The 11,905-nt window shown below is 46.1% G+C and carries 14 protein-coding genes and 1 tRNA gene; 5 read left to right on the top strand and 10 right to left on the bottom strand.

All coding sequences use genetic code 11. The features are described from left to right. Nucleotides 1-18 precede the first annotated feature (18 nt). Entirely contained in the window at nucleotides 19-510 is a 492-nt protein-coding gene (locus tag MHN31_RS03620; RefSeq protein ID WP_194867693.1) for a hypothetical protein, read from the bottom strand. 150 nt (nucleotides 511-660) lie between these two features. Here MHN31_RS03620 and MHN31_RS03615 point away from each other — a divergent pair, with 150 nt between their 5' ends. Continuing rightward, entirely contained in the window at nucleotides 661-1,200 is a 540-nt protein-coding gene (locus MHN31_RS03615) for a thioesterase family protein (protein WP_138539356.1), read from the top strand. 77 nt (nucleotides 1,201-1,277) lie between these two features. Here the strand turns inward: MHN31_RS03615 and MHN31_RS03610 are convergent, their stop codons facing one another. The 3 genes from MHN31_RS03610 to MHN31_RS03600 form a co-directional block, all read right to left on the bottom strand. Beyond that, complete coding sequence (locus MHN31_RS03610; protein ID WP_010385072.1) at nucleotides 1,278-1,952, bottom strand: OmpW family outer membrane protein; 675 nt, start codon at nucleotides 1,950-1,952, stop codon at nucleotides 1,278-1,280. A gap of 405 nt (nucleotides 1,953-2,357) precedes the next feature. Further along, complete coding sequence (locus tag MHN31_RS03605) at nucleotides 2,358-2,666, bottom strand: hypothetical protein (protein ID WP_125562437.1); 309 nt, start codon at nucleotides 2,664-2,666, stop codon at nucleotides 2,358-2,360. 89 nt (nucleotides 2,667-2,755) lie between these two features. Continuing rightward, on the bottom strand, nucleotides 2,756-3,520 hold the full coding sequence (locus MHN31_RS03600) for a response regulator (RefSeq protein ID WP_125562439.1): 765 nt from the start codon (nucleotides 3,518-3,520) through the stop codon (nucleotides 2,756-2,758). Between the two features lie 340 nt (nucleotides 3,521-3,860). On the opposite strand from MHN31_RS03600, the gene dapE reads away from it, so the two are divergent. Beyond that, nucleotides 3,861-5,033: a succinyl-diaminopimelate desuccinylase gene (gene dapE, locus MHN31_RS03595; protein ID WP_239443460.1), complete on the top strand. Its 1,173-nt coding sequence runs from the start codon at nucleotides 3,861-3,863 to the stop codon at nucleotides 5,031-5,033. 19 nt (nucleotides 5,034-5,052) lie between these two features. Here dapE and MHN31_RS03590 read toward each other — a convergent pair whose 3' ends face one another. Genes MHN31_RS03590 through MHN31_RS03580 form a run of 3 tightly spaced genes read right to left on the bottom strand, consistent with a single transcriptional unit; the run spans nucleotide 5,053 to nucleotide 7,789 of the window. Then, nucleotides 5,053-5,589 carry a hypothetical protein gene (locus MHN31_RS03590; protein WP_239443459.1) on the bottom strand — a complete coding sequence of 179 codons (537 nt, stop codon included), beginning with the start codon at nucleotides 5,587-5,589 and terminating at the stop codon, nucleotides 5,053-5,055. Beyond that, complete coding sequence (locus tag MHN31_RS03585; RefSeq protein ID WP_239443458.1) at nucleotides 5,589-6,779, bottom strand: peptidylprolyl isomerase; 1,191 nt, start codon at nucleotides 6,777-6,779, stop codon at nucleotides 5,589-5,591. Before MHN31_RS03585 ends, MHN31_RS03590 begins: the two co-directional genes overlap by 1 nt. Beyond that, entirely contained in the window at nucleotides 6,779-7,789 is a 1,011-nt protein-coding gene (locus tag MHN31_RS03580) for a phospholipase (RefSeq protein WP_194867697.1), read from the bottom strand. Before MHN31_RS03580 ends, MHN31_RS03585 begins: the two co-directional genes overlap by 1 nt. A gap of 182 nt (nucleotides 7,790-7,971) precedes the next feature. Here MHN31_RS03580 and MHN31_RS03575 point away from each other — a divergent pair, with 182 nt between their 5' ends. Together MHN31_RS03575 and MHN31_RS03570 are read left to right on the top strand one after the other, a co-directional pair. Next, nucleotides 7,972-8,814, top strand: a complete 843-nt coding sequence (locus tag MHN31_RS03575) for a MipA/OmpV family protein (protein ID WP_125562448.1) — start codon at nucleotides 7,972-7,974, stop codon at nucleotides 8,812-8,814. Continuing rightward, nucleotides 8,804-9,205: a DUF3019 domain-containing protein gene (locus MHN31_RS03570; protein WP_125562450.1), complete on the top strand. Its 402-nt coding sequence runs from the start codon at nucleotides 8,804-8,806 to the stop codon at nucleotides 9,203-9,205. Before MHN31_RS03575 ends, MHN31_RS03570 begins: the two co-directional genes overlap by 11 nt. Before the next feature lie 48 nt (nucleotides 9,206-9,253). On the opposite strand, the gene MHN31_RS03565 is transcribed toward MHN31_RS03570, so the two are convergent. The 3 genes from MHN31_RS03565 to MHN31_RS03555 all read right to left on the bottom strand — a co-directional run bounded on the left by MHN31_RS03565 (nucleotide 9,254) and on the right by MHN31_RS03555 (nucleotide 11,367). Beyond that, nucleotides 9,254-9,757 carry a hypothetical protein gene (locus MHN31_RS03565; RefSeq protein ID WP_125562452.1) on the bottom strand — a complete coding sequence of 168 codons (504 nt, stop codon included), beginning with the start codon at nucleotides 9,755-9,757 and terminating at the stop codon, nucleotides 9,254-9,256. A gap of 80 nt (nucleotides 9,758-9,837) precedes the next feature. Next, nucleotides 9,838-10,314, bottom strand: a complete 477-nt coding sequence (locus tag MHN31_RS03560; RefSeq protein ID WP_125562454.1) for a globin — start codon at nucleotides 10,312-10,314, stop codon at nucleotides 9,838-9,840. Between the two features lie 273 nt (nucleotides 10,315-10,587). Beyond that, nucleotides 10,588-11,367, bottom strand: coding sequence for a delta-class carbonic anhydrase (locus tag MHN31_RS03555; protein ID WP_194867698.1), 780 nt, complete (start codon nucleotides 11,365-11,367; stop codon nucleotides 10,588-10,590). A 336-nt stretch (nucleotides 11,368-11,703) separates the two neighbouring features. On the opposite strand from MHN31_RS03555, the gene MHN31_RS03550 reads away from it, so the two are divergent. Continuing rightward, nucleotides 11,704-11,780 (top strand) — tRNA-Met (locus MHN31_RS03550). Nucleotides 11,781-11,905: the final 125 nt, after the last annotated feature.

The following is an 11,905-nucleotide window of genomic DNA, read 5'->3' as shown; positions in this document are numbered from 1 at the left end:
TTGAGAGCAGCATGCTTTTTATTGCTTAGTCCCCATGTTTTTGGTTACGCCGTCCAATTTTATATTATCAATGCCTTGTTCGGTAAACTTAATGGTAACGCTGAGGTTGTTGCGAACCAGGAAGTAATCTATGTCATTCAGGCGCAGCACATAGTCTCCTTTCACAGGACTTTTAAACTGCTTTTTGACGAGCTCAAGTTTATGATCACCAAGCTGCCAGCTGAACCCTTCAATAAAACCCGGGTTAAACTCCTGGATCCAGACTTTAGAATCGTCTTTACTCAATGTGATAGCAATGGAATACGATTCTGGTAGCTGAGCCATATCATAGCTACGATCACCAATGCGAAACTTTTGTGCACCACTTTGCCAGCCGAAACCAAAGCTGAATTCTTTCTCTATACCGGTAGGGTAGGTCAGTTGCCCTGTACCGGGAAAATCAAAGTCAGCCCAGGCATGGCCAGCACTAAGAAAGATCAATAAATACGCAAGCTTGGTTATATATTTCATAAAGTTACACTCTTATAAGTCTTGCATAAAAGTTAATGCACAAATGCTTTTTTCGCAAGTTGTACACTCATAAGAGGGGGGAATTCTTACTTGTTCTGAAGCCCGGCTATGCTAGACTCGGGTTTTATGTCAACTGGTTGGACCAACAAAATGAATTTGTATTTTCGCCTACTATGGTTGTTCTGGCGGATCCGTCGGAATAAAGCGACTCAACCCTTGCTCGATGTCATTGATATTAATTTCAGAGCTTTGCCCAGTGACTGTGATATCAATTTACACCTGACGAATTCCCGTTATCTGGCCATGATGGATCTGGCGCGTACCTGGATGACCGAACGCGTGGGATTGTTTGCAGCCATAATGAAACGTCGCTGGTTCCCGATTGTAAATGCAACAGCCATTACTTACATTCGTGATATCAAGCCATTACAAGAGTTTACGGTATCTACTAAGTTAGTCGGTTGGGATCACAAGTATTTTTATATAGAGCAAAGGTTTCACTCGGAGCGGGGATTGCACGCCATTGCTTATGTCAGGGGCGTATTTAAAAGTCGCCAGGGCGTGATAAGCGTGGAAGAAATGCTGGAAGTTGCTGGATTTGACGGTGAAACACCTGTCTTACCAGAAGAAATAGTGCACTGGAAAGCCATGCTGGAGCAAAAGAAAGCACGTAACACTAAGGTAGCATAAAGGGCCAGTGTAGTGGCCCCTGGGGATTGAGAAAGTAACTCTGTGGAGTGCCCACACACTGTGGGCACCTTAAACTGTTAAAACTTGTACTTCACACCAAACATTGCAACAATCGGGTCAAGCTCAACATCGGAAGTTAGTGCTTGCTTACCATCTGCGTAAACGGTTGCATCGGTATTGATGTCCATCTTAGAAACCATACCGTGTAGGCCCCACTTTTCATTCAGGTCGTAGTTGAAACCAACTTGCAGGGCTACGCCAAACGAGCTGTCCAGATCTACTTTAACATCGTCTGTGCCCAATACACCTTTAAGTGCAGCACTGGCTTCTTCGTCAAAGAATACGGTGTAGTTCAGACCAGCACCGATAAATGGGCGGAACTTGTCGTTGGCACCAAAGAAGTGGTATTGCGCCAATAATGTTGGTGGTAAGTGCTTCACAGATGCAATTTCTACGCCGCCTAATTGTGTACTAGGATTGCCTGGAATATAACCTTCACCTTCAACGGTATGAGAAAAAGGTGTGGCTGCAATCAGTTCAAAGACAATATTGTCATTGTACTGATAGTCAAATGTAATACCCAATTGTGTATCTGAGTCCGCTACCAGACCCGCTGTTTTGATTTCGTTGAGCGCTGAGCCTGTGTCACTTGGATTAACGTTAATCGCACCTACATTCACACTGAACTGAGCCTGAGCCAGTGGTGCAGTTAACATAAGTGTAGATAGGATAGCTGCAGTAAGTTTTTTCATTTTCATCTCCTGAACCTGTGCAAGGTAAATCTTTTTGTTGCAGCTATCATAGGGCGATGAGGCTTTTCAAAAGCTGTTCTAGATCAATATTCAAATTGCGAATTTTCAGAAAAAATTGAAAATTTGATTTAGATTAAGTTTTGCCAGCCAAAACGGGAGGCTATGTGCAAAAAACAGTCATTCAATCTGAACTTGCGTGTTGTGTCTGATCTGAATACTTTATGGTATCGAGGTGAATGACAAGCACATTTCTAAAATCTGGACCAAGCTTTTTAAACCGTTTGTACTGAAAGAGAGTGAAAGAGTGGTTGAACAGCTACTGTCTTTGTGATTGAAAGGTGCGAAATTTAAGAGTAGATGTTTGCATGAGGGGGCAATAAATGCCCCTTCAGATACGATTGAAGATTATTTCAGGTATGCGCCAGTAATACGCCCTTGATTATTTGGACTGTTAACACACTTATCAAAGATCACTTGTACTTTTCTGTCGGACAGCTGAGCGGCCATGAGTAACGAGAAAATCGCATCATATTTTGGATGGTTGCCTTCAAGCAGATAACGAGAACCAGAACAACCAGTAGCTACCAAATCTACATAGGTTGCACCTGAAGTCATGCTATAAATGTGTAGGTTTTTTGGTACTGTAGGTGCCGTTGTGGCAGCGAATGTGCTAGAGGACAAAAATGTGGCAAGCGCAATAAGAGTTTTTTTCATAATAAATTCTTCCTTTGAAATTATAATAATGTTCCTTTATTGTATCCGAACATTGCCATTAGGTAAATGGTGGTAGGGCAAGTTGTTATTTAATTATCCTGGATCAGTTCTGTGTCACATCCCCCCAGGTGTTTTAATAGTTCATTGAGGTGGCTTTTGGTGGCGTCATTAAGCATGTCACGATTGAAACGTAAGGCCAGTTGGCATATTTTTGTGTCGACAAACCCTTCCACTGCAACAATGCGCACAGGCATCGCGTATAACGGCGCAATTAGTAAGTTACCGCCATCCAGATCAAAGACATCCAGCTCCAGCTCGTAGGTACTAAACAAGTGCATTTCTCGACTATAAGGCGATTGTAATAACATGCCGGATTGACTGATGTTTTTCACATGGCCGGATAAGGTTCGGCTGCCAGTGCGGATCCGAACGCTGTGCTCTGGCAGTCCGGATAATCGGATGGCTCCGCGCCGACTGATGGTGTTCCAGGATTTATGAACGGCTTCTTCGAGTTTATCAGCAGTAAAGGGCTTCATCATATATTGCGATACCCCATTTTGGATAGCGCATACAACATGCTCTCTGTCACTCAGTGAACTCATCATAATGAAGGGGGTTTTACTGTGTTTCTTTGACTTTCTGACCCGCTTAAGTAGCTCTTCACCATCCAGGTTGGGCATTTGCCAGTCTGCAATAATGATATCGATATGCCGGGCATCGAGTAATTCGAGCGCTTCTTTGCCATCTTCTGCGGTGTAAACATTTTCGGCACCGAGCCGGTTGACTAAGGTGGAGCGCACTAAATTTCTAACCAGCTGGCAGTCGTCGACGACCAAAAAACTGACATCCTGCATCACTAGTTCCTTATCTCGCAGCAATCATAACGAAAGGGGGAGTTCGCTAAACTAAGGTTAGATTATCAATTCTAACCCTCACATAGTTAGTTCTAGCACACACAGGGCAATTGACAACTCGTTATCGAAATTGACCAATTTATGGCGAGCTCATTGGGCTTTATTGAGTGCTTAGCAATGCGTTTTGTCACAAAACTGCCTTACAGACGACATGAACTGGTCACGCTCAGGCGATGTAATCGAAGTTAAACGAGTCACCATAGGGTACGCAGCGACCCGTCAGTGAATGACTGAACATCTGTTCAAGGTGCTTAAGATCAAAATACAGGAAATGTATGTTATGTCTTCCCACGCAATAAAGCCTTCAGCGAAACCCAATCCCAATACAGTCCAAACCTTGCGACGTCTGATCAATGCGCCATCAGTGACACCTAATGATGCAGGTACAATTGACTACCTCGCAGAGCGTTTGAACCATCAGGGCTTTGAATGTGAGCACCTCGATTGTAATGGAGTACGTAACTTGATTGCCTGGCGTGAATTTGGTCCGGGCCCTGTGATGGCCTTTGCGGGGCATGTTGACGTAGTTCCTGCAAATCCTCAGGGCTGGGTGGCGCACCCATTTGCAGCGGCTGTGATAGAGGACGTGATATACGGACGTGGGGCTGCTGACATGAAAGGGGGAGTTGCAGCCATGTTGAGTGCAACCGAGCGCTTGTGCCAGCAGGCTCAGCAGTGTCGGGGCACACTATTTTGGTTGATCACCTCAGATGAAGAGGGAGAAGCAGAGTATGGCTCAAAAGTGATGGCTGAATATCTGGCACACAAAGGCATAGTACTGGACGCTTGCCTCGTTGGAGAGCCAACCTCACATCAGCAAGTGGGCGATACCATTAAGAATGGGCGTCGTGGTGCTATCTCAGGGCGGGTACAGATCCGCGGTAAGGCTGGACATGTAGCCTATCCGGAGCAGACCATCAATGCGGCACATATCGCTGGCGAGTTGGTAAATGAACTGGCAAATATTAGCTGGTGGAAAGATGTGCGTGGCTCGCAAACCAGTTTGCAGGTAACCGGCCTGACGGTGCCGGATATAGTTGATAACCTGGTGCCGGCTAGCTGTGAGATCACATTCAATGTGCGTTACAGCCATGCCTATAAGAGTCAGGAGATTTATCAGGTCGTTGCGCAGGCACTGGCCCCCTGGCATGACAATGTCAGTGTGCAATGGGAACGTCCTTGCGAATCCTATTACACGGGCAGTCGTGAGTCAGCGTGTTTTCTCAACGTGGTTGAGCAGGCTATTTTACGTGTACGCGGTCAGTTTCCGGCACTGAGTACTGCGGGTGGCACATCTGATGGACGCTTTTTTGCGTCGACTGACACGCAGGTCATCGAATGTGGTGTAAAGAATGATTCTATTCACCAGGTCAATGAACATGTGTCGGTGGCAGATCTCTACGCCATTGAAGAGATCTACACGGCTATTTTGCACGATTACTTTGTCGCTTAAAGACACAATCAGTTCGTTGCTATTGCGCCAACTCACGGCGCAATTGTGCCTGCATTGCCCTTAATCCGCGTATTTTATCACGCGCTTCTTGCAATTGCTCAGGTGGCAACTGGTGTCTCACTCCTTTTGTGAGTAACGCCTCCAGTCGCGCTACCTTTTTATCAACAGCGGCAATATAGTCCTGCTTCATTTGTACAACCTGTGCAGATTGATGTGCCAGATAAGCCTGATGATCGGCCAGATCACCGTGGTAAGCTGGCGTAGGGGAGCTGGGAGATATAGGCGGAACATAGGGCTCGTTATCACTTACCTCGGGCAACGCAGAAACAGGCGGCACATTATCGGCGGCAATGTTGACAGGGGCAGGCTCGGCACTGATAGCTGGCAATGTAATATCTATGGTCTTTTTGACAGGGGCCAAAGGGTTTGTTTGCGAAGGAGGGGGGGTTGCCTGTTCGTGACTGAGCTGCAAAGGGGGCAGTGAGTACAGAGCCCAAAATGCGTAGCCCAGCCCCCCCAGGATCAAGACAAGCGCAACAGCCTGTGTCTGACGCATTAAAGTTTTACTCCGTGTTGTTGCTGCCATTGCTTAAACTTATTTTGGTAGGCGGCAATGGCATGTTCTGTGGTGAGAGACTCCAGTGCCTGATAGCGTACGGTTTCACTGTCTTCTGGGTAGTAGGCATATTGAGGTTGCTCAGTGTAAACAACTGCCCAGCGCCCTGTTGGTGTGCGTACCGGCGTGGTCACCTTGCCAGGCTGACTGCTAAAAGCCAATTGGGCAAGCCAACGGTGCGTATGTTCTCGGGTTATAGCCGTCAAAACAGCAGCGTCATCGGTGGCAAATTCATTGTGACGTTTGGCAGCCTTCAAAGCCGCTAATGGGCTTTTGCGTTGCGCCTGTTTATAAAATTGTTTTGCCTCATCCTGACTGTCAAAGCGTACAGCCAGCGCTGAAAGTTGATGCCGATATTTGAAGTCATCGCGGTGGCGTTTGTAATATCGCTGAATGTCAGTTGCAGATATATTGGCTCTGATCTGCTCTAGATAGGCGCTACGTTCTCCATGCAGCTGTGCTTTGATCCCCATGAACGCCAGCATAGGTGGACGCAAAAGCTCTCCCTTTGCCAGCGTTTCCAGGCGCGTAAGCGTTAACCCTTGTGTTGCCAGCAAAGGTGCTGCAGCGTCTGTCAGCTCCGCATAATGGGCGCGCTCATTCAGCAGACGGGTGAGCAACTCAGTATCTCCTTGATGAAGACGAAAGCGATTTTGCATAGACTGGCTGGAAATGAGCTGGCTTAGCGTGACTCTGGGCACGTCAAGCAAGGTGATATTTGCCCAGTGTGTAAGTTGCTCCGTTTGATAGTGACCATCGGCTGGATAGGTGCCGAGTAGGTCAGATAACGCTGCTGTATCAAATGACACTGTTGTCTGCTTTTTGGGAATAGATTTCAATGCCGGGAATTGGTGTGTGAGCAAGGTAACCATCAGGCGGCGGATATGGTAGTCGTTATCAAATCCAACGCTGGACTGTCGTACCAGAAGTTCGGGATTAAGCTGGCGTGCGGTTGCCAAAAGAAACTGGTTTTCGAGCAAGTGCTTGTTAAGCTTCGCGCTTGAAAGCGGACGGTCTTGCTGCTGATACAGAGACTGCATCAGAGCCAGTTCAGGTTTAGTAAGTTGAGTCAGTGATGCCCAACATGGCAGACTTAAACAGCCTGCCAGAAGTAATACAAGGTAATACATTAACGCGCTACCATCGCATGGTTCAGCATATGCACGACCATGGCAATTGCATGAGGGATAACCTGGCGTGCAGTTGTTACTCGATCATAGTGATCCTCTGAGTTCAGCACGATCCCACCTTGCGAATAGGAATAAGCACCGCCTTGCGTAAGTAGCGGCCGAATATCTTGATTGTTCGCGTCAGGTGCAGAAAAGCTATCCATAGCTTGTTTTACTAAGCTCAGATTATTGAGGTTTTCCTGGTCATAGTAGTCTTTCACCCAGGATTCCCAACCTGCATGGTTAAGGTCAGAGGTGGTCCAGGTATGATGGGGTTGCAACAGATCTGTGGTATGAAATACAAAACCTAGGATCTGTGGATTACCATTTTGCAGGTAGCTTTGGTACCAGTACTGGCCAAGGTTATCGATAGGCTGGAATGGCATTTCTTCAAAGTCATCATACATGCTATAGGATGAGTGGCTGCCTATACGATAGTTCTTTTCGGTGATTCCATAGCTGTCATATTCGCTGTCGTCCGCACTGAACCAGCCCGTTTCACCGCCTTTGCCATCATCCAGGTAATCGCCTTTTAGCCAGGTGGCTGCCATATTGTCGATAGTGCCCCAAACCGTAAGTTTGTCATAATTATATCCACCAAAATCGTTACCATGGACATCAGCACCTTGAGTATGATTTTGGAAGTGCCAGTAACTGGTGTATTTGACAATACTTTTTGCAGCGCCCCATAGAGGTGCCTGTACACAGTCACCGGTAATGGCACCACAGAAGAAGGTATCTTCAAAGTCATCAACATCATAGGCAGCTTGTCCCATTACTTCGGCAAGCTGAGTCACGCTCATACCGTGTGATTGAGCGTAGGCCTGAAGCTTAGCGAATTGTGTTGTTGAAGGGTTTTGCGCCATGTAGTTAACTGCATCGATAACGATGCGCTTGTGTGTTTCCTGACTAAATGCCTGCACGCCATTGGCGGTCAGTGTCAGGGCAGAGAGTAATAATAGTTTTCTCATTGTAGTGTTATTCCATAGTTAGAATGTAAGCTCTATTCGAGCAACGGCAATTAAAGTGTGTTATGGTTACATTTTTATTAATTTTAGGTTAAATAAAATCTTGTTGTCGCTGTCTTGTTGTACAGGTAGAGCTCAGGTATGATGGGGACTGAATTTAGGCACATATAAAAGCCACAATAACGATGAAAATTATAAAGTTACTTTCTGCTGTGCTGTTTTGCTTGTCACATCAGGCTTTTGCCGATGACCATTCAGGTGAGCCTGATGAAGATTTTCTTGAAGACAATGGACTAGAGTGGCAACTGAGTATCGGTGCTTTCTATGCTGATATGGTACTCCCTAAGTTGGTTGGCGCAGATAACTCTCCGGCACCACCTACCTTGCGAGCTGACATAAAACTACAATATAAGAACTTTTATCTGGTTACTTACTCTGGAGACTTTTTTGGTGGCTCTGACATTGGGTACCAGTTGATTCAGAAAGACGAGTGGGGGCTGGATATCATCTATGGCAGCTATCAGCTGGCTTTCACAGAGACGGGGTACTTTGACACCAAAGACCCGGTCGTTAAAGAGTTGAAAGGGATCAGGGACAGGGATCCTGATCAATCACTTGGCATGGCCTATTATCGCTCTGTGGGTGAGTATTTGGCCGTGGCTGAACTGGTTTATGATGTATTTGGCGATACTAATGGCTGGGTGTTCCATCTTGAAGCGACACGTAATTTCGAACTGCGTAACTGGGATTTATGGCTCAACTTTGGCGCAAACTATTACTCCAGTAATTTCAATAACTACTTCTATGGTGTGACAGAGGCTGAGCAGAACGATTACCTGACACCTTATGAGCCGGGAAGTGGGGCATCAGCCTTTGTTCAGGCTCAGCTAAGTTATCCGATTGCTGAGGACTGGGAGTTTAGTGCAGGTATGTCATTTTTGGTTGGCTCCAGTGAAGCTAAAGATAGCCCGCTGCTGGAATCGAATCACGCCAGAGTACTGTTTACTGGAGTGAAATATGTATTTTAGACTCGCTTCAGCTATGACTATCGGTGTGCTGTGTATGGCTTCAACCGCGCAAGCTGCGACACCAGACGATAGGAAAGGGATATTACAAGCCGCACCAAACAAGTGTGTTGCGCTACATAAAGGAAGAACTTGCTACACTGATGTGACATTTTCAATCTCTGCACCGCAAGTCGGTGACTATTGCATTAGAGACAGCAACTCAAAGAAGATTTTGCAGTGTTGGGCTAATGTGAGCCATTTTGAATACATGCTGGCGTTTGGCTCTGCGGAAAGTGTCAGTTACGAGTTAATTTCTAAAACCAAGCGTGACGTATTGGCTGTAACCACCATAAATGTTAATTGGGTTCATAAAGTACGCAACAAGAAGCGTCGCTGGCAGCGTTTGTTTTAAGCCTCGCAATGTGGCAGGCTAGCCGAAGCTAGCCTGCAGTTATCTGTTTTATTGGCACTGTTCGACTAAATTTCTTAGATGCGTGCCTATATCCTCACTTTTATTCTGACCTTGCTCAAGTAGCGTTTCTACTTGTTGTTGTAATTCACTCAGCTCATAGTTTGCCAGCAGCGTTTTCAGGTAAGACATGGTGTCTGCGCCAGCTTGCAGTAAGCTTGGCAAACTTTCCATAGAGAGCTCCTGATCGGCCAGGCCAGTGATGGTATCCATTAAATCGGCCAGGTTGGCACTGTCCTGAAGTGCGCCTTCAACTTCAATCATGGCGCCCATAGGATCGCTATTCAGTTGCTTAGCGACACAGCTTGCCAGCGTCCCCGCTTCGGCTGACTGGCTCATTGCTGCCAGACCATGTGCGCGGATATCTTCAATGACCTGCTCCAACTCCTGATTATTTGCCAGGTATTGCTGTTCGATCTTAGCCTTAGAGTCACCAAGAAAATCACAGCCAGACAGTGTAACTAAGCCGATACCGAAAATTAAAAAACGCTTCATATAAGTATCCAAAATCAATCCAATTGACCTCAGTTTACTGCCTTACCAGGCGGTTGTCATTATTGCTGTTTAGCCTGATGCTAGGGACGTAAACGAGCTCTGGCCTGATTGCGATAATGTGCCAGCTCGACGACATTTGAAATGCCAAAGAGCTCTGATTTGATGATGTTGGCAAACACGTGGAGTGCCCGTTTCCATGCATTGCGCACGGCCAGCGTAAATTGTGCGCCTAAATGGAGTTTGAGAACTTCCAGTAAACTATTGCAGAAGGTCGTGATGTCGTTTACCGAGGGGGCAAGTGCAGCTATCAAAATACTTTGTTGGCGCAAAAAGCGAGTTAATTCTTGTTGCCTGGGTAAGTGAACTAGGCATTGTTGCATAAAGTCATTTAACCGATACTCAAGCGACAGCATATGCCGCTCTGACTCGGGCAAAGCCATTGTAACCCGATGCTGTTTTAGTTTGTTATAAAAGCTGACACAGAAGCAATGAAAATTGGGTTTCAGCGTCGTAAAAGACTGGTTTAATAGCTGGTACTGATAAGGTGAAATACTCATAATCGCTCCACATACGATTAGAGCGAGTCCATTTGCTCAAGCAATTGTGCAGACCCAACGACTTGGCCCGTCAAGACAGGTCATCAAGCTCTACAGTAACTTGGGTAAAAGTTGTTATGGGGCACGCTGAAAAAGTGATCAGCCGTACACCAGCTTTATCAGTATAGGTAGACATTATTCTGTAGCGCAAACTTTATCCTGAATATTGCACTATCAAAGAGACAGAAAAGCTACCAGTCGAGCACGATTGCATGACTGGTAGCCTGTTTTGATTTATTTAATCGGTGCGAGTAGTTTCGGATCGGTGACTAGTTGTCTGACACCATGGGCGTGATCTTCTTCGAATACGTTGTCTTCACACCACTGTGCCAGGCTATTGATATCAACTTTCGCACAAGCAGGTCTGACACTCCAGGTGACCTGAAGCGGTGAACATTGCTTATCGTTGTAGCTCGGCCCGGTTGTTGAGCCCAGGAACTCTACCGGTTTGCCTGTGGTTTGTGGGATATATTTCGCCTGATGATATCCATCGACTACGTTACCGTCATAGCTTAAATCATTAAAATCTAGCGCATCTTCATCGTTTACGACGAGGAAAACCTGAGTCTCAACGCGCAGGTCCGGGTTGGCACATTCATTACTTAAACAAGAGCCTAAGCCTTTACCAGGCGCAACGTCACACGAACTGTGTACCCAATGTACTTCTATGGTGTCACCTGGTTTTACGTTTTTACAGACCTTGCCTTTTGGTGCTCGTAATTCAGCCTCTGTCAGGCTGCTGGTGGCGTTACACTGGTAGCCACCATATTTACCATTGCCGGCGAAAACAGAAAAGTCTTTTGCCTTATGCTCTGCGTTTTTATGAAAGTGGATATTACATAAGTTCATTTCACTGGCAGGCGGGGCGAGTGAAAATACGCGTTTGTTCTCCCCATGCAACTGGTCGATATCGCGTGGGGTTTGCGGACCAAACCCTTCGCAGCTATTCGCGAGGGTGTTAAAGGAAAGTAGTGTTAGCGCTGTCATCGAGACGCCTATAAATGCCTTTTTCATGACTGGTTCTCCATCATTTTATATTAACTCGATGGGCCGCCAGTATAGATGTTTAACTTTTAAGAACAAGCTAAATGGTAAAATATTGTGAATGAGCGGTTTTTTATAAGTTAATATCGATGTTTTTGTTCGTTATTCTCGATTCTTTTTATTGTAATGGTAAATTATTTTCGATCTTGTCTGTGGGAATGGTCGGTGTTTATTGACTTGTGGTGTGCAAGATGTTTTTGCGCCATAGCATTAGGCATTTTGGTTAAAGGGCCTATCTAAGGTTGCGTATTAATACAACTCTCTCTATAATACACGCCAGTTGATGCAGCCTTGGCTGCACGTTGACGCGGGATGGAGCAGCCTGGTAGCTCGTCGGGCTCATAACCCGAAGGTCGTCGGTTCAAATCCGGCTCCCGCAACCAAGCTTAAGAAATGTTGTCGTTTCTTACAGTTCGCGCATTCCTTGTAATGCGCGTTTTGCGTTTAAGCATTCGCTTAATTTAGGCTGATACAGCCCGCAACCAAGCTCGGCCACTGGCCACACAGT

Source organism: Pseudoalteromonas sp. McH1-42 (assembly GCF_022347845.1).
Classification (GTDB): domain Bacteria; phylum Pseudomonadota; class Gammaproteobacteria; order Enterobacterales; family Alteromonadaceae; genus Pseudoalteromonas; species Pseudoalteromonas rubra_D.
Note: the sequence above shows the minus strand (reverse complement) of the source record. Positions and strands in the feature narration are given on the sequence as shown.